This is a genomic window from Dokdonella ginsengisoli (assembly GCF_042652785.1).
In the GTDB taxonomy this organism is placed as follows: Bacteria; Pseudomonadota; Gammaproteobacteria; order Xanthomonadales; family Rhodanobacteraceae; genus Dokdonella_A; species Dokdonella_A ginsengisoli.
In genome coordinates, this window is record NZ_JBHSHD010000010.1 from 411876 (window position 1) to 426897 (window position 15022).

At 71.7% G+C, this 15022-nt stretch carries 16 protein-coding genes; 9 read left to right on the forward strand and 7 right to left on the reverse strand.

Annotation, left to right across the window (positions count from 1 at the left end; genetic code table 11):
• Positions 1–2 precede the first annotated feature (2 nt).
• The 4 genes from ACFO6Q_RS14065 (at position 3) to ACFO6Q_RS14080 (ending at position 4150) form a co-directional block, all read left to right on the forward strand.
• The gene (locus ACFO6Q_RS14065) at positions 3–1274 is read left to right on the forward strand and encodes a TIGR03862 family flavoprotein (RefSeq protein ID WP_380021736.1); all 1272 of its coding nucleotides are present in this window, start codon (positions 3–5) and stop codon (positions 1272–1274) included.
• A gap of 9 nt (positions 1275–1283) precedes the next feature.
• Positions 1284–1880: a GNAT family N-acetyltransferase gene (locus ACFO6Q_RS14070; protein ID WP_380021737.1), complete on the forward strand. Its 597-nt coding sequence runs from the start codon at positions 1284–1286 to the stop codon at positions 1878–1880.
• A 2-nt stretch (positions 1881–1882) separates the two neighbouring features.
• Entirely contained in the window at positions 1883–2764 is an 882-nt protein-coding gene (locus ACFO6Q_RS14075) for a carbon-nitrogen hydrolase family protein (protein WP_380022210.1), read from the forward strand.
• Between the two features lie 315 nt (positions 2765–3079).
• The gene (locus ACFO6Q_RS14080; RefSeq protein ID WP_380021738.1) at positions 3080–4150 is read left to right on the forward strand and encodes a hypothetical protein; all 1071 of its coding nucleotides are present in this window, start codon (positions 3080–3082) and stop codon (positions 4148–4150) included.
• Positions 4151–4192: 42 nt separating this feature from the next.
• On the opposite strand, the gene ACFO6Q_RS14085 is transcribed toward ACFO6Q_RS14080, so the two are convergent.
• On the reverse strand, positions 4193–4738 hold the full coding sequence (locus ACFO6Q_RS14085) for a phosphatase PAP2 family protein (protein WP_380021739.1): 546 nt from the start codon (positions 4736–4738) through the stop codon (positions 4193–4195).
• On the reverse strand, positions 4735–5877 hold the full coding sequence (locus tag ACFO6Q_RS14090; RefSeq protein ID WP_380021740.1) for a glycosyltransferase family 4 protein: 1143 nt from the start codon (positions 5875–5877) through the stop codon (positions 4735–4737). The genes ACFO6Q_RS14085 and ACFO6Q_RS14090 overlap by 4 nt, the downstream gene beginning before the upstream one ends.
• Positions 5878–6012: 135 nt before the next feature.
• Between ACFO6Q_RS14090 and ACFO6Q_RS14095 the strand changes: the two genes are divergently transcribed.
• The 4 genes from ACFO6Q_RS14095 to phoU all read left to right on the forward strand — a co-directional run bounded on the left by ACFO6Q_RS14095 (position 6013) and on the right by phoU (position 10082).
• On the forward strand, positions 6013–7101 hold the full coding sequence (locus ACFO6Q_RS14095; RefSeq protein WP_380021741.1) for an ABC transporter permease subunit: 1089 nt from the start codon (positions 6013–6015) through the stop codon (positions 7099–7101).
• A complete protein-coding gene (locus ACFO6Q_RS14100) occupies positions 7098–8354 on the forward strand; it encodes a PstA family ABC transporter permease (RefSeq protein ID WP_380021742.1) in 1257 nt (418 codons plus the stop codon). Before ACFO6Q_RS14095 ends, ACFO6Q_RS14100 begins: the two co-directional genes overlap by 4 nt.
• Before the next feature lie 10 nt (positions 8355–8364).
• A complete protein-coding gene (pstB, locus tag ACFO6Q_RS14105; protein ID WP_417323385.1) occupies positions 8365–9171 on the forward strand; it encodes a phosphate ABC transporter ATP-binding protein PstB in 807 nt (268 codons plus the stop codon).
• A 200-nt stretch (positions 9172–9371) separates the two neighbouring features.
• On the forward strand, positions 9372–10082 hold the full coding sequence (gene phoU, locus ACFO6Q_RS14110; RefSeq protein WP_380021743.1) for a phosphate signaling complex protein PhoU: 711 nt from the start codon (positions 9372–9374) through the stop codon (positions 10080–10082).
• Positions 10083–10146: 64 nt separating this feature from the next.
• Here phoU and ACFO6Q_RS14115 read toward each other — a convergent pair whose 3' ends face one another.
• The 3 genes from ACFO6Q_RS14115 to ACFO6Q_RS14125 all read right to left on the reverse strand — a co-directional run bounded on the left by ACFO6Q_RS14115 (position 10147) and on the right by ACFO6Q_RS14125 (position 12410).
• Positions 10147–10614 (reverse strand): phasin family protein, encoded by a 468-nt coding sequence (locus ACFO6Q_RS14115; RefSeq protein WP_380021744.1) that lies wholly within the window; start codon positions 10612–10614, stop codon positions 10147–10149.
• 76 nt (positions 10615–10690) lie between these two features.
• The gene (locus ACFO6Q_RS14120; protein ID WP_380021745.1) at positions 10691–11956 is read right to left on the reverse strand and encodes a patatin-like phospholipase family protein; all 1266 of its coding nucleotides are present in this window, start codon (positions 11954–11956) and stop codon (positions 10691–10693) included.
• A 19-nt stretch (positions 11957–11975) separates the two neighbouring features.
• Complete coding sequence (locus tag ACFO6Q_RS14125; protein ID WP_380021746.1) at positions 11976–12410, reverse strand: polyhydroxyalkanoic acid system family protein; 435 nt, start codon at positions 12408–12410, stop codon at positions 11976–11978.
• On the opposite strand from ACFO6Q_RS14125, the gene ACFO6Q_RS14130 reads away from it, so the two are divergent.
• A complete protein-coding gene (locus tag ACFO6Q_RS14130; protein WP_380021747.1) occupies positions 12381–13193 on the forward strand; it encodes an FHA domain-containing protein in 813 nt (270 codons plus the stop codon). The genes ACFO6Q_RS14125 and ACFO6Q_RS14130 overlap by 30 nt on opposite strands.
• Here the strand turns inward: ACFO6Q_RS14130 and ACFO6Q_RS14135 are convergent.
• Entirely contained in the window at positions 13190–13840 is a 651-nt protein-coding gene (locus ACFO6Q_RS14135; protein ID WP_380021748.1) for a protein-methionine-sulfoxide reductase heme-binding subunit MsrQ, read from the reverse strand. The genes ACFO6Q_RS14130 and ACFO6Q_RS14135 overlap by 4 nt on opposite strands.
• Positions 13840–14835 carry a protein-methionine-sulfoxide reductase catalytic subunit MsrP gene (gene msrP / locus ACFO6Q_RS14140; protein ID WP_380021749.1) on the reverse strand — a complete coding sequence of 332 codons (996 nt, stop codon included), beginning with the start codon at positions 14833–14835 and terminating at the stop codon, positions 13840–13842. Before msrP ends, ACFO6Q_RS14135 begins: the two co-directional genes overlap by 1 nt.
• Positions 14836–15022: the final 187 nt, after the last annotated feature.

Here is a 15022-nt window from a genome sequence, read left to right on the forward strand (position 1 = left end):
CCATGGCAGAACGCGTTTCCAGTGTGGCCGTCGTCGGCGGCGGACCCGCCGGCCTGATGGCGGCCGAGGTCGCCCGCGCGGCCGGCGTCGAGGTCGACCTGTACGACCGCATGGGCTCGGTCGGGCGCAAGTTCCTGATCGCCGGCAAGGGCGGGCTCAACCTCACGCACTCCGATCCGTTCGAGGCGTTCGTTTCGCGCTACGGCGAACGGGCGCGCGAAGTCGAACGCTGGCTCGCGCGCTTGGACGCCGACGCCCTGCGCGAGTGGGCGCGCGGACTGGGCGTGGAGACCTTCGTCGGCAGTTCCGGGCGCGTGTTCCCGGCCGATCTGAAGGCGGCGCCGCTGCTGCGCGGCTGGCTGCGGCGCCTGCGCGCGAGCGGCGTGCGCTTCCATGTCAACCACCGCTGGCTCGGCTGGGACGATTCCGGCGCGCTGCGGTTCGAGCAAGCGGGCGGCGAGGTGCGCGTGCACGCCGGCGCGACCGTGCTCGCGCTCGGCGGCGGCAGCTGGCCGGTGCTCGGTTCGGACGGAAGCTGGACGCACGCGCTCGCCGCGCGCGGTGTCGCGCTGGCGCCGCTGCAGCCGGCCAACTGCGGCTTCGACGTGGCCTGGAGCGCGCATTTCGCCGCGCGCCACGCCGGCGCGCCGGTGAAGCCGGTGGTGATCCACTGGCGTAGTGAGGACGGCACCTCGATCCGCCGCCAGGGCGAGTTCGTGGTCGGCGCGAACGGCGTCGAGGGCAGCCTGATCTACGCGCTCGGCGCGCCCTTGCGCGAGGCGATCGCGCGGCACGGTTCGACCACGATCCGGCTCGATCTCGTGCCGGGCCGCGACGCCGCCCGGCTCGCGCGCGATCTTGCCCAGCCGCGCGGCAGCCGCTCGTTCGGCGAGCACCTGCGCCGCCGCGCCGGCATCGACGGGGTGAAGGCCGGCCTGCTCTACGAGGCGCTGCCCAGGCACGACTGGCAGGACGTGGAGCGCCTCGCCGCGACGCTGAAGTCGCTGCCGCTGACCCTGCTGCGGCCGCGCCCGCTGGACGAGGCGATCAGCACCGCCGGCGGCGTGCGCTTCGATGCGCTGGACGAATCGCTGATGCTGCGCGCGCTGCCCGGCGTGTTCGTCGCCGGCGAGATGATCGACTGGGAGGCACCGACCGGCGGCTACCTGCTGACCGCCTGCTTCGCCAGCGGCCTGGTGGCGGGCGAGGGCGCGGCGCGAAGGGCTGCGGGCGCGACCACGCGCCGCTTTGCGCAGGGCGATCCGAACGGCTAACGTAGCCGGATGATCGACGTGCAGACCTACGCCGGCGCCGCCGTCGCGCCGTACCTCGACGCGGTGGCCGAGCTGCGCATCGCGGTATTCCGCGACTGGCCGTATCTGTATTCGGGCGACCACGAATACGAGAAGAACTATCTGGCCACCTACGCGCAGTCGCCGGAGAGCCTGTTCGTGCTCGCCTTCGACGGCCCGCGCGTGATCGGCGCCTCGACCGGCATCCCGCTGACCGACGAGACCTCGGCGTTCCAGCAGCCGTTCCTCGACCGCGGCATCGCCCTGGCCGACGTCTTCTATTTCGGCGAATCGGTGCTGCTGAAGGAATACCGCGGCCACGGCCTGGGTCATCGTTTCTTCGACGAGCGCGAAGGCTACGCGCGGCAGCTGGAGCGGTTCTCGATGACCGCGTTCTGCGCGGTCGAGCGCGGCGAGGACGATCCGCGCCGGCCCGCGGATTTCCGCGCCAACGACGTGTTCTGGAACAAGCGCGGCTACCGCCGCCAGGACGACATGTTCTGCCGCCTGGAGTGGCAGGAGATCGGCAGCGACGGTCCGAGCTGCCATCGCCTGCGCTTCTGGCTGCGCGAGCTGGAGCGGGCATGAAGCTGAAGATCGCCGCCGCGCAGTACGGCATCGGCGCGCCGTCGGACTTCGCCGCCTTCGGCGAGCGTGTCGCCGCGCGCGTGGCCGAAGCGGTGAAGGCCGGCGCGCAGCTGCTGGTACTGCCCGAGTACCTCGCGCTGGAAGCCGCCGCCACGCTCGACGCCGCGACGCGCAGCGACTTCGCGCGTTCGCTGGCCGGACTGCAGGCGCATCACGACGACTACCTCGCGCTTGCGCGCGAGCTGGCCTCCCGGCACGCGGTCCATCTCGTCGCCGGCACCTTCCTGCTCGACGTCGGCGGCGGGCGCTACCGCAACCGCGCCTACTTCGTCTCGCCGGACGGCAAGGTCGCGTTCCAGGACAAGCTGACCCTGACCGGCTTCGAACGCTCGGCCGGCATGATCGAGCCCGGCGACGAACTGAAGGTGTTCGACACCGACTTCGGCCGCATGGGCATCGACGTCTGCTACGACGTCGAATTTCCGCTCTACGCGCGCGCACAGGTGGAAGCCGGCGCGCGCGTGATCCTGGTGCCGAGCTGCACCGACACCGACGCCGGCGCCAGCCGCGTGCGCGTCGGCTGCCAGGCGCGCGCGCTGGAGAACCAGGTCTACGTCGCCTGCGCGGTGACCGCCGGCGTGGCGCAGTGGAGTCCGGCGCTCGACGTCAACACCGGCGCGGCCGCGCTCTACACGCCGATCGACCGCGGCTTTCCGTCCGACGGCGTGCTCGCGCGCGCGCGAGAAGGCGAGGACTGGGCGATCGCCGAACTCGACCTCGCCGCGCTCGATGCGTTCAAGCGCGAGGCGCAGGTCGCCAACGCCAACGACTGGTTCGCGCAGCTGCGGCCGGCGGTGGTGCGCGCGCGCGTCGAAACGCTCTAGGAAGCCTCGACGCCCTCGGCGTCTGCGCGGTCGTGCGCCGGCGAAGTTGGAGCGGCGCGAACCTTGCGCGCAGCAGCGCTGCCCGTCGTCCACGTGCATTTTCCGCTGCGCGAAGGAGCGCAGGGGGAATCCTGCGCCATCAGCGCTTCTCGTCCACGGCGAACTCGCCCTGGGGCAAACCCGAGCTAGGGTTTCCTCGAATGTAAACGTTTACATCCGGGGGAGTAGCGTAACTGGGCGATTCTGCGACGAGGCGGCCGAGGCCGGCTTCGCGCATCCGCGGCCAATCCGGTTCACGCGATCAGGAGGCGAGTCATGAGCGATTCGACAGGCGGTGTAGGCGGCGCCGGAGCGGGCGGCGGCGCGAACGTTCACGGCAGCAACGACACGCACGACACGCGCGGCGCCGACAGCGCCGGGTCGGCCGACGCGGGCGGCGCATCGGCGGCCGGGACGGCGCAGGCGTCGGCACCGGCAAGCGGCACGGCCGCGTCGGCGCAGGCCTCGGAAGACAGTGCGCGCGCGCATCCGGAGGCGCATTACTCGTCCGAGGCGCCCAATCCGACCGGCCCGACGCAGGACCAGGTCGACAGCCTGACCAGCGCCAACGTGACGACGCCGATGTCGATGCAGGCGCAGATGTCGGCGATCTCGCAGACCACGGCGGCGGTGCAGAAGGCGGCCGAGTCGGCCGCCGCGATCGGCTTTTCGCCGTCGGCGTCGGAGACGGCGCCGGCCGAGAGTTCGTTCTCGATCGCCAATTCGCCGGCGACCCTCGACGGCCGCCCGAAAGTCGATCCGAAGACCTCGCTCGGCGAGCTGGGCCCGACCTTCAGCCAGACGGTCGATGCCGACAAGCCGTCGGTGACGATCACCATGAAGAACCCCGGCATGCTCGCCGCCGGCGACGGCGTGACCGTTTCGGCGGTGCTGCACGACGCGGCGGCGCCGAAGAAGACCGGCGTTCCGAGCCTGGACGTGACGGCGACCTACAACAGCGTGCTGGCGACGCCGGCGCAGGACGAAGCGGTCAAGTCGGTGCCGGCGCAGGTTCCCGGCGTGCAGTTCGGCCTCGGCCTGACCGCTGTCGGCACGCCGAACATGGCCGTCAACGCCGACGCCGTGCTCAAGGGTTTGGACCGGTCGGTCGAGGTGAAGGCGGGCTACAACTTCCAGACCAAGGCGGTCTCGCTGGACGGCAAGCTTTCGGTCAAGTCGGTGGACGTCATCGCGCACCAGGACTGGACCGCGAACGGCGCGTCCAACACCAGCGTCGGCGTGCAGTACAACTTCACCGACAACTTCTGGGCCAAGGTGGAAGTGCGCAACAAGGCCGGGGCCGGCAGCAGCTTCTACGGCGGCTTCGGCCTCAAGGGCAAGTTCTGATCGGGCCGCCGACGCGCCCGGTCGCGGGCGCGCCGGCCGGTTTCACGCCAGCCAGCTGGCCGGCACCAGCCACAGCGACGAGCCGGCCAGCGCGCAGCCGATCAGCGTCGCCGCCAGCACGTCGCTCGGATAGTGCATGCCGAGCACCACGCGCGACATCGCCACCAGCACGGTGAAGGCGATCAGCGGCGGCGCCAGCAGCGGGAAGTAGGCCAGCGCGATCAGCGTGAAGCTAACCGCGTGCAGCGTGTGGCCGGAGGGGAAGCTGAATTCGTCCAGCGGCGCGACGTACGGCGTGATGTCGGCGTGCGAGCGGAACGGCCGCGGCCGGCGCGTCCAGCGCTTGAGCACGCGGTAGAGCGTGGCGGCGATCACGCCGACCGCGGCCATGTGGATCGCCGCGTGCAGGCCGCGCGTGCCGCCGAACGCGGCGAGCAGGGCCATCAGCGCGTACCAGAACACGCCGTCGCCGAGGCGGCTGATCACGCGGAAGAACCGGGTCAGCGCGCGCCGCGCGCCCCAGCGGTTCATCGCCAGGCACAGGCGGCGTTCGCCGCTGCCGATTTCCAGTCGCTGCCAGGTCGTCATGCTGCCGCCCTCCGCATCGCAAGTTCGCCGAGCAGTTCGGCGAAATGGGTCGCCACGCTGGCCGGACTCAGGGCCGCCACCGCATCGCGTGCGGCACGGCGCAGCGGCGCCGCATCGCTCGCCACGCGGTCGGCCAGCGCGGTCGCGGCGTCGACGAAGGCGGTCTCGTCGCCCAGCGCCACGCAGGTGCCGGCCAGCGCGTCGTGGATGTGCTCGTGCGCGGCGCCGTAGTCGAACGCCACCACCGGCACGCCGCTGGCGAGCGCTTCGAGCGTCACGTTGCCGAAGGTTTCGGTCAGGCTCGGGAACAGGAACAGGTCGCCCGAGGCGTAGTGGCGGCCGAGGTCGTCGCCGCGGTGCACGCCGGCGAAGATCAGATCCGGGTGCTGGGCGGCGAGCGCGGCGCGCGCCGGCCCGTCGCCGACGATGACGAAGCGCGCGCGCGGATGGCGCACCTGGATCGCGCGGAACGCGCGCACGGCGAGGTCGAGGTTCTTTTCCGGCGCCAGGCGGCCGACGTGAACCACCACCGGATCGTCTGGCGCGGCGCCCCATGACGCGCGCAGCGCGGCGTCGCGGCGGGCCGGATCGAACACCGCGGTGTCGACCGCGCGGCGCAGCAGGCGCACGTTGCGGAAGCCGTGCCCGCCGAGGAAGGTGGCCAGTTCCGCGGTCGGCACCAGGGTCGCCGAGGCGCGGTTGTGGAAGCGGCGCAGGTAGGCGAACACGACCGGCGTCAGGAAGCCGAGCCCGTAGTGGGCGGCGAAATCATCGAAGCGGGTGTGGAATCCGGTGCAGGCCGGAATGCCGAGCCGGCGCGCGGCGCCGAGCGCGGTCAGGCCGAGCGGCCCTTCGGTGGCGATGTAGAGCACGTCGGGCCGGCGCCCGGACCAGCGCCGCTGCAGCGAACGGTGCGCGGGCAGGCCGAAGCGCAGGCCGGGGTAGCGCGGCAGCGAGGCGCCCGGCAGCAGCACCTGGTCGAAACCGTCGGCGGTTTCCGCGGTCTCCTCCAGCTGGCGCGGACGCACCAGCTCGACCGTATGGCCGAGCCCGGCCACGCCGCGGGCGAGCGCCTGCACCGTCAACGCGACGCCGTTGATCTCGGGCGGCCAGGTTTCGGTGACGATGGCGACGCGCATGCGCATACGGGTCCGGTGGTTTCGCGCAGGCTGGGCTGCCTGCTTGAAGCGCGTATTGCGTCGGCGTGGCGATTCGATGACAGTCCCGTCGGTGGCCGTAACGTTACTGTCACAATTCGGACCTAGCGTGCACGAATGCCCGGCAATCCAGTCACTTGCGATCGTTTCCTGAGCCGCGACCTCGTTCTGGCCGCGGCGCGCCGGCGCGCGCGCCTGGAGCGGCTGCGCGGCGGTTTCGTGTGGGCCGGAACCGCGATCGTGCTGACCGGACTGCTGGCGATCCCGCTGTACCTGGTCGGCGCGCTGCTGCCGTGGTCGAACCTGCCCGACGGCGCCGGCGCGCGGCTCGGCGTGCTGCTTGCCGGCACCCTGCGCGCGACCGCGTGCGCGATCGCGGTGGCGCTGCCGCTGGGCCTGGCGACCGCGATGTTCACCGCCCACTACGCGGCGCCGCGGCTGCGCGCGTGGATCAAGCCGGCGCTGGAGATCCTCGACGCGGTGCCGACGGTGGTGTTCGGCCTGGTCGCCGCGGCGACGCTGGCGCCGTGGCTGAAGCAGCACGTGGCGACCGTGCTCGCGCTGATCGCGATCGTGCCGGTCGCGCTGCTTGCGGCCGGCATGGCCTTCGGCGCGCGCGTGCGCCGCGCCGGCTGGCTGCCGCTGTGGCTGCTGCCTGCGCTCGTCGCGGTGGCGGCGCTGGCGGTGGCGATCGCCGCGCGGCAGGAAACGCCCCTCATCGCGCCGCCGACGCCGTGGAACGCGATGCTGATCGGCCTCGCCCTCGGCGTCGCCGCGCTGCCGACCGTCTTCTCGGTGGCCGAGGACGCGCTGTTCCTGGTGCCGCGCGCGCAGTCGCAGGCGGCGTTCGCGCTCGGCGCCACGCGCTGGCAGGCGCTGACCACCGTGCTGCTGCCGGCGGCCGGTTCGGGCCTGCTCGCCGCCGCGCTGCTGGGCGTCTCGCGCTGCTTCGGCGAGACGATGATCGTCCTGATGGCGAGCGGCAACACGCCGATCGGCGGCTTCGATCCGCTGCTCGGGCTGCGTTCGATCAGCGCCGAACTCGCGCTCGGCCTGCCCGAGGCGGCACCGCACGGCGAGGCTTATCGCAGCCTGCTGCTCGCGGCGCTGGCCCTGCTCGTGCTGACCATGCTGCTGAGCCTGTGCGCCGACGTCGTGCGCGAGCGTCTGCGCCGCCGCCTGCGCGGCAGCGGAGGGGCGGCGTGAGGCGCCGGCTCGACCAGGCGGGCACCTGGCTGATCGCCGGCTGCGCGGCGGTCGCGCTGGCCGTCATGCTCGGCCTGCTCGGCGTGCTGCTCGGTGCCGGCTTCGCGCCGTTCTGGCCGGCGCCGGTCAGCCAGCTGCAGTTGCGCGACGGCAGCGCGCCGCTCGGCGAGATCGTGGCCGCGGACGCGAAAGCGCTGGCGATCCGCACCAGCGAACTCGAGCGCATCGGCGGCGGCTACCGGCGCGTGGCGATCGAGGAGATCGTCGCGCGCTCGCAACCAGCCGACGCGGTCGTGGTCGCGCTCGACGACGGACGCCGCCTGTACGCCCGTGGCGAAGCGGACGCGGACGCGCTGCTGGCGCAGGCGGGCGGTGCCGCCGAGCGCACGCGCCTGCAGCCGAACGCGCTCGGCTTCTTCGCGCGCATCGACGCGTTCGTACGCGAGATCGGCCACTTCCTCGGCAGCGCGCCGGTCGCGTCGAACCTCGCCGGCGGCGTGCTGCCGGCGCTGATCGGCACGGTGATCCTGGTGCTGCTGATGAGCCTGGTGGCGATGCCGCTCGGCGTCGCCACCGCGATCTACCTGCACCAGCGCCGCGGCTTCGGCGTGCGCCTGGTGCGCGGCGCCATCAACCAGCTCGCCGGCGTGCCGGCGGTGGTCTACGGCGTGCTCGGGCTGGGCCTGTTCGTGCACGGCATCGGCGCCGGCATCGATCGCTGGTTCTACGCCGACCGCCTGCCGCTGCCGACGTTCGGCAGCGGCGGCCTGCTGTGGGCGGCGCTGACCCTGGCGCTGCTGACCTTGCCGGTGGTCGTGGTCAGCGTGGAGGAAGGACTGTCGCGCATTCCGTCCAGCCTGCGCGAAGGCTCGCTGGCGCTCGGCGCGACGCGCGACGAAACCCTGTGGCAGCTGCTGCTGCCGGCGGCGCGGCCGGCCCTGCTGACCGGACTGGTGCTCGCCGTCGCGCGCGCGGCCGGCGCGGTGGCGCCGCTGATGCTGGTCGGCGTGGTCAAGATCGCGCCGGCGCTGCCGCTCGACGGCACGTTCCCGTACCTGCATCCGTCGCAGCAGTTCATGCACCTGGGCTTCGCCGTCTACGACGCCGCGCTCGCCAGTCCCGACGCGATCCGCGGCGTGCCGCGGGCGTATGCTTGCGCGGGACTGCTCGTCGCCGTGGTGGTCGCGCTGAACCTGTCGGCGATCCTGCTGCGCAACCGCCTGCGCCATCGCTATCCCGCGCTGGAGAACTGATTTGAATGCCGTGCCCGAACCCGCGCCGCTGCCGGCCGCGCCGTCTTCCGTCGTCGACGCTTCCGAGGTCGCGCTGAGCACCCGGTCGCTGTCGCTGTGGTACGGCCCGCGGCAGGTGCTGTCGGAGATCAGCCTGGACGTGCCGGCGCGCCGCATCACCGCGCTGATCGGGCCGAGCGGCTGCGGCAAGTCGAGCCTGCTGCGCTGCCTGAACCGGCTCAACGACGAGATCGCCGAGGCGCGCGTCGCCGGCGGCGTGCGCGTCGGCGACACCGACGCGTACGCGAAGGACACGCTGGTGCACGACCTGCGCCGCCGCGTCGGCATGGTGTTCCAGAAGCCGAACCCGTTCCCGCTGTCGATCCACGACAACGTCGCCTACGGCCTGCGCCTGCTCGGCGTGCGGCGCCGGCGCGAACTCGACGAGCGCATCGAGGCGGCGCTGCGCTTCGCCGCGCTGTGGGACGAGGTCGCCACGCGGCTGGACGACAGCGCGCTGGAGCTGTCCCTCGGCCAGCAGCAGCGGCTGGTGATCGCGCGTGCGATCGCGGTCGAACCGGAAATCCTGCTGCTCGACGAGCCGGCCTCGGCGCTCGATCCGGCGGCCACGCTGCGTTTCGAGGAACTGCTGCACGAGCTGGCGCAGCGCTACACGCTGCTGCTGGTCACGCACAACATGCAGCAGGCGGCGCGGGTCTCGCATTTCTCCGCCTTCCTGCACGGCGGCCGGCTGATCGAGTTCGGCGACACCGACGCGCTGTTCACCAATCCGGGTCAGCGGCAGACCGAGGACTTCATCACCGGACGCTACGGCTGAATGCGCGAATCGCGAACGGGGTATCGAAAACCGCCGATGCGGCCCGCATCGACTTCTACGCGCTGCAATGATCCTTGACGACAATCCGGTCGCCCTACATCTTCGTTCCCGATTCCCGATTCCCGATTCCCGATTCCCGATTCCCGATTCCCGATTCCCGATTCCCGATTCCCGATTCCCGATTCCCGATTCCCGATTCCATGGACCGCCTGCATCTCAACCAGCACATTTCTCGTCAGTTCAACAGCGAGATCGAGGACGTGCGCCGCCAGGTGCTGGCCATGGGCGGACTGGTCGAGGAACAGATCGCCGCGGCGCTGCACATCCTGGTCGAACGCGACGCGGCGGCCCTGGCCGAGATCCGCGAGCGCGAGCGGCAGATCAACGCGGCGGAACTGGCGATCGACGAACGCTGCGCCTTCATCCTGGCACGGCGGCAGCCGGCAGCGTCGGATCTGCGCCTGGTGCTGGCGGTCATGAAGATGCTGGCCGACCTGGAGCGCATCGGCGACGAGGCCAAGCGCATCGCCAAGATGGCGGAGAAGCTGGTCGGCGAGGAGGGCGGCACCGAGGTGACCGGCGCGCTGAGCGAACTGGGCCTGCTCGGGCGCGGCATGCTGCGCGGCGCGCTGGACGCGTTCGCGCGCTTCGACGAGCACCTCGCGCTTGAGGTCATGCGCCGCGACCGGCGCATCGACGAAACCTACCGCAGCCTGTTCGCGGTGCTGGTGGCGCGCATGCAGCAGCAGCCGGAACAGATTCCGGTCGAGCTGGACCGGCTGTGGTGCGCGCGCTCGCTGGAGCGCATCGGCGACCGCTGCAAGAACCTGTGCGAGTTCGTGCTGTACCTGGTGCGCGGCAAGGACGTGCGCCACTCGGGCCTGGCCAAGGGCGACGCGCCGCCGTTCTGAGCGGGCGAAAAAAAAGCCGGCGTCCGCTTCGCGAACGCCGGCCCCGGTGACGGCTTGCTGGGGCTTACTTGGCGCGCTTGGCCGGCGCCTTCTTCGCCGCCGGCTTGGTGCCGAGCTTGCGCACTTCGCGCGACAGTTCCTCGACGCGCCTGGTCAGCGTGGAGAGTTCCTCGTGGCTGGGGATGCCCAGGCGGCCGAGCGCGCGCGAGACGCGGTCCTCGAACACCTTCTCGAGCTTGTCCCAGGTTTCCTGGCTGCGCTCGCGCACCTGGCCGATGGTCTGCTCGATGCTGCCGCGCGCTTCGTCGACCTTGGCTTCGGTGAACTTGCGCGTCTTCGCGTCGAGCGCGGCGCCTTCCTTCACCAGCGACTCGAACAGCTTGGTGCCTTCGGACTGCGCCTTGGCGAACGCGCCCAGGCCGGCCAGCCAGATCTGCTGTGCGGAATCCATGACGGTCTTGCCGACGCGGCGGGCGTCGCCGGCGGCGTTGGTTTCGGCGTTCGTGCGGTTCTTCAGTTTGGGCTTGGCCATGGTCGGCTCCGATGCAGGGATGCGGCGGACGCCGCGGGTGTGCGGGACTGTCGTGCTTCGAGCTAGAGCAGACACACTAGGCCTGCGGCGGCGGCGCCTTGCGGCGGCGTGGCGGGCGCGGCGGTGGCAGGCGGTCGCGCAGTTCGTCGAGCACGCCGTCGAGGCGCCGCGTCGTGCGCGTGCGTCCGGCCGGCCGGCGCAGGCCGTCGAGCAGGCTGCGCGGCGGCGCGTCGAGCACCTCGTCGCGCAGGCGCAGGCCGTGCCGTTCGAACAGCGGCGCCAGTTCGTCGCGCCGCTCGTGCAGGTCGGCGAACGTGCTGCGGTAGGCGTGTTCGGCGACGCGCCGGCGGCTGGCGAAGCTGAAGACGTTGGTGAAGAACATCTCGACGTCGTCGGCGTTCGGTTCGAACAGGACCCGGTCGGCGTTGGCGTAGCGCTGCGGGTAGCGCGAGGCGCCGGCCTGCGCGCGCGACTGCAGCAGCGCGCGGAAGGTCTGCGACAGCACCGCCGGCAGGCCGCCGTCGAGCAGGGTCGGCGGCGCGCGCTTGCCGCTGGCCTGCGCGCGCGCGGTGTCGATCGGCACCAGCGGATTCACGCCGAGCACGAGGTCGGCGCCGGCGTCCAGCGCGACCGAGGCATGCAGGGTGTGGCGCAGCGCGCCGTCGACGTAGTAGCGCCCGCCGATGCGCACCGGCGGATACAGGCCGGGCAGGGCGGCGCTGGCCTCGATCGCCAGCGAGATCGGCACGTCGTCGCGGCCGGGCGCGCCGAAGCGCACGGCCTCGCCGCTGTCCAGGTCGGTGGCGATCACGTACAGGCGGCGCTCGAGCGCGCGGAAATCGTCGCTGCCGCCGTGCGCGCGGAACAGCTCGGCGAGGAAGCGGCGGATCGCGCCGTTGTCGAACAGCCCGGTCGGCAGCAGGCTGCCCAGGCGCAGCAGCGCGTCGGAAGTGTTGATCGCGAACGGATTGCGCACGACGTCGCCGAACCAGCCGAACAGGGCGCGCGGCAGTTCGGCGGCGCGGCGCAGGTATTCGGCGTAGGCCGGGCGCAGGAAGTCGTCCGGGCGGAAGCGCGTGCGCTCGGCGTCGCCGCCGACGAAGATGCGGCACAGCTCGGCGGTGCCGATGCGGTTGGCCAGCCCGGCGGCGAGGAACGCGCCGGCGCTGATGCCGACGTAGACGTCGAGCGCGCGCAGGTCCAGCCCTTCGACCGCCTGCTCGAGCGCGCGCAGCGCGCCGAGTTCGTACATGCCGCCGATCGGGCCGCCGCCGGCGACGGCGAGGCCGATGCGCGAGGGGCGGCGACGGCGCGCGCGGCGCGCGGCGTGGATGACCAGCATGCGGCGAGGTGGCCCGCGATCAGGCGATGTACTGGTCGAGCTGGCGTTCGATCTCGCGTTCGATGACCGGCTTGAGCGCGCCCATCAGGAAGCCCAGTTCGGCGCGCACGCGCACCTCGTTCTTCGCCACCGTGATGCGGCCCTTGACCCCGCTGCGGTCGAAATGCAGCTCGTTGCCGTCCCAGTGGTGGTCGATGCCGTATTCCTTCGCGATCGCCTTGGCGACTTTCTCGACCGCGGCCTTGGTGTTCTTCAGACTGCTCGTATGCGAGCGTTGGATGTCGATGACGGCCATGATTTCCTCGCCAAGCGTGATGGTGCCCGGCGCAATGATGCCCGAGCCGGGGCGGCGCGCGAAGCGGTCCGCCGATGGGCGCGCCGGCCGCTGTGATAAGCTGCGCAATCCTCCAACCAAATCAAGGCGATGCGACTCAGTTTTGGCAACGGCGAACACGCCGATTTCGTCGTGGAGGAGGGCGCCGTCAGTCTCGGCCAGGCCGAGGGAAACACGTTCGTGCTCGCCGCGCGCGACGTCGCCGCGCATCACGCGCGGCTGACCGTCGACGCGCGCGGCGCCGTGCTCGAAGTGCTCGACCCGCGCGCACGCACGCACGTCAACGCCCGGCCGGTGCGCGAGAAGGCGCTGCTGCGCAGCGGCGACGTGGTCTGCCTCGGGCAGGTCACGATCGTGCTGAAGGCCGATCGCGACGATCTCATCCAGACCTCGATCCCGGACGAGCCCGAGTCCGTCGCACCGGCGCAGCATCCGCCGCGCGTGATCCTGCGCGGCGTCGCCGGCGGCCACTACGGCAGGACGATCGCGGTGAACCACCAGCTCACCGTCGGCAACGCGCCCGATCGCGGGCTGGTGCTCGACGAAGCGCGCATCGCCGCGCGGCACGCCACCATCGAGCACGTCGGCAGCGCGATCTACCTGCGCTCGATGTCGGGCAAGGAGAGCATCGTCAACGGCGTGCGCGTGCGCGACGCGGTCATCCATCCGGGCGACCAGATCGCGTTCGAGCGCAGCCATTTCGTCGTCGAGGCGCCCGGCCTGCCGTTGCGCGGCGCGGACGCCGACGAGGCCGCCGCGCGCGCGCAGGTGGCGGACACCCGGCCGCGCGACGCGGCCGCCACCGACGAGGCCGCGCAGGGCGGCATCTGGTGGCTGATCGGCGCCGCCGCGCTGATCGCGGCGGGCATGGCGCTGATGATCTGGCGCGGCGCCGGATCCTAGGCGCCGCGCGGCGGCAGCGTGCGGCGGCGCAGCCAGCCCGGCACGCGCGCGGCGAGCAGGAGCAGCACGATCGCGAGGTAGACCACCGGCTCGCGCACGGCGATCGTGTTGCCGGACTTGACCAGCCACAGGAAGTGCAGCGCGCCGCAGAGGCCGACGACGTAGACCAGCCGGTGCAGGCGCAGCCAGTTCGCACCGAGCCGGCGCATCATCGCCTTGGTCGAGGTGACCGCCAGCGGGATCATCAGCAGCCAGGCGGCGAAGCCGACCGTGATGTACGGCTTCTTGGCGATCTCCTCGAAGATCTGCGACCAGAACCCGCCGAGGTCGACGACCAGGTAGATCGTCAGGTGCACGCTGGCGTAGAAGAACGCGAACAGGCCGAGCATGCGCCGGTAGCGCACCAGCCAGTGCCATTTCGTCAGCAGGCGCAGCGGCGTGATCGCCAGCGTTGCCAGCAGCAGGCGCAGCGCCCAGATGCCGCTGCGGTGCTCGAGCCGGGCGACCGGATCGGTGCCGAGCCGGCCGTGCAGCGTGTCCCAGGCCAGCCATGCCAGCGGCAGCAGGCACAGCGCGAACACCAGCGGCTTGCTCGCGGCGATGCGGTCGATGCGCTTTCGCGGCCGCGCGGCGACGGTCGCTTCCATCAGAAGTTCCGGTGCAGGTCCATGCCCGAGTACAGCGACGCCACCTGTTCGGCGTAGCCGTTGAACGGCAGGGTCACGAGGCGGTTGCCGAACAGGTTGAAGCCGCCGTCGCCGGCGATGCGGCGCTCGGTCGCCTGGCTCCAGCGCGGATGGCTGACGTCCGGGTTCACGTTGGCGAAGAAGCCGTATTCGCCCGGTGCGGAGAGGTTCCACGAGGTCTTGGGTTCGTGCGTGGTGAACTCGATGCGCACGATCGACTTGATGCCCTTGAAGCCGTATTTCCACGGAACCACCAGGCGCAGCGGCGCGCCGTTCTGGTTCGGCAGCGCGCGGCCGTACAGGCCGACCGCGAGCAGGGCCAGCGGATGCATCGCCTCGTCGATGCGCAGGCCTTCGCGGTACGGCCAGTCGAGCACCGGATAGGAAAGCCCCGGCATCTGCGCCGGCCGGCGCACCGTGGTGAAGGCGACGTATTTTGCTTCCGAGGTCGGCTTGAAGCGCTTGAGCACGGCGCCGAGCGGAACGCCGACCCACGGGATCACCATCGACCACGCTTCCACGCAGCGCATGCGGTAGACGCGCTCCTCCAGCGGGTGCGGCTTGAGCAGGTCTTCCAGCGCGAAGCGGCCGGTGACTTCGGCGGCGCCGGCGATCTCCACCGTCCACGGCTGCGGCTCGAAGCGGCCGGAATGCTTGGCCGGATCGTCCTTGTCGGTGCCGAACTCGTAGTAGTTGTTGTAGTGCGTGGCGTCCTGCCAGCGGGTCTGCGCGTCGGGCGTGGTGTATTCGCCGCGCTTGGCGATCGTCAGTTCCTTGGGCAGCGTCGCCGGATCGGCGGCCGCGGCGGGAGCGGCGCCGCCGTTGCGGCCGCAGCCGGCGAGCAGGGCGGCCGGCGCGGCGAGCGCGAACTGCCTGAGCAGCTCGCGCCGGCGCCGGTAGACGCTTTCGGGCGTGATCTGGGAAGGGCGGATGTCGGCGGGGCGACGCAGAAACATGGGCGGATCCTCTCGGCGCTATTCCTCACAGACCGCCGTTGCGGCGAAAGGATTTCGCCGCGGTACGCCGATTCCGCCGTCGCGATCCGTGCGCAAGGCCCGCGGCGATGTGCCCCAGCGCGCCTGTTGCCAGTTTGTTGCGGCGCGGCATAATGGACCGAAGCACCGGTTTCCCCATTCTGCCCCA

What these genes read in the sequence shown, in the direction of transcription:
- ACFO6Q_RS14070 (WP_380021737.1), top strand. Translation starts at nt 1,284, where the DNA reads ATGATCGACGTGCAGACCTACGCCGGCGCCGCCGTCGCGCCGTACCTC.
- ACFO6Q_RS14065 (WP_380021736.1), top strand. Translation starts at nt 3, where the DNA reads ATGGCAGAACGCGTTTCCAGTGTGGCCGTCGTCGGCGGCGGACCCGCC.
- ACFO6Q_RS14080 (WP_380021738.1), top strand. Translation starts at nt 3,080, where the DNA reads ATGAGCGATTCGACAGGCGGTGTAGGCGGCGCCGGAGCGGGCGGCGGC.
- msrP (WP_380021749.1), bottom strand. Translation starts at nt 14,835, where the DNA reads ATGTTTCTGCGTCGCCCCGCCGACATCCGCCCTTCCCAGATCACGCCC.
- ACFO6Q_RS14120 (WP_380021745.1), bottom strand. Translation starts at nt 11,956, where the DNA reads ATGCTGGTCATCCACGCCGCGCGCCGCGCGCGCCGTCGCCGCCCCTCG.
- ACFO6Q_RS14085 (WP_380021739.1), bottom strand. Translation starts at nt 4,738, where the DNA reads ATGACGACCTGGCAGCGACTGGAAATCGGCAGCGGCGAACGCCGCCTG.
- phoU (WP_380021743.1), top strand. Translation starts at nt 9,372, where the DNA reads ATGGACCGCCTGCATCTCAACCAGCACATTTCTCGTCAGTTCAACAGC.
- ACFO6Q_RS14090 (WP_380021740.1), bottom strand. Translation starts at nt 5,877, where the DNA reads ATGCGCGTCGCCATCGTCACCGAAACCTGGCCGCCCGAGATCAACGGC.
- ACFO6Q_RS14130 (WP_380021747.1), top strand. Translation starts at nt 12,381, where the DNA reads ATGCGACTCAGTTTTGGCAACGGCGAACACGCCGATTTCGTCGTGGAG.
- ACFO6Q_RS14115 (WP_380021744.1), bottom strand. Translation starts at nt 10,614, where the DNA reads ATGGCCAAGCCCAAACTGAAGAACCGCACGAACGCCGAAACCAACGCC.
- ACFO6Q_RS14095 (WP_380021741.1), top strand. Translation starts at nt 6,013, where the DNA reads ATGCCCGGCAATCCAGTCACTTGCGATCGTTTCCTGAGCCGCGACCTC.
- ACFO6Q_RS14135 (WP_380021748.1), bottom strand. Translation starts at nt 13,840, where the DNA reads ATGGAAGCGACCGTCGCCGCGCGGCCGCGAAAGCGCATCGACCGCATC.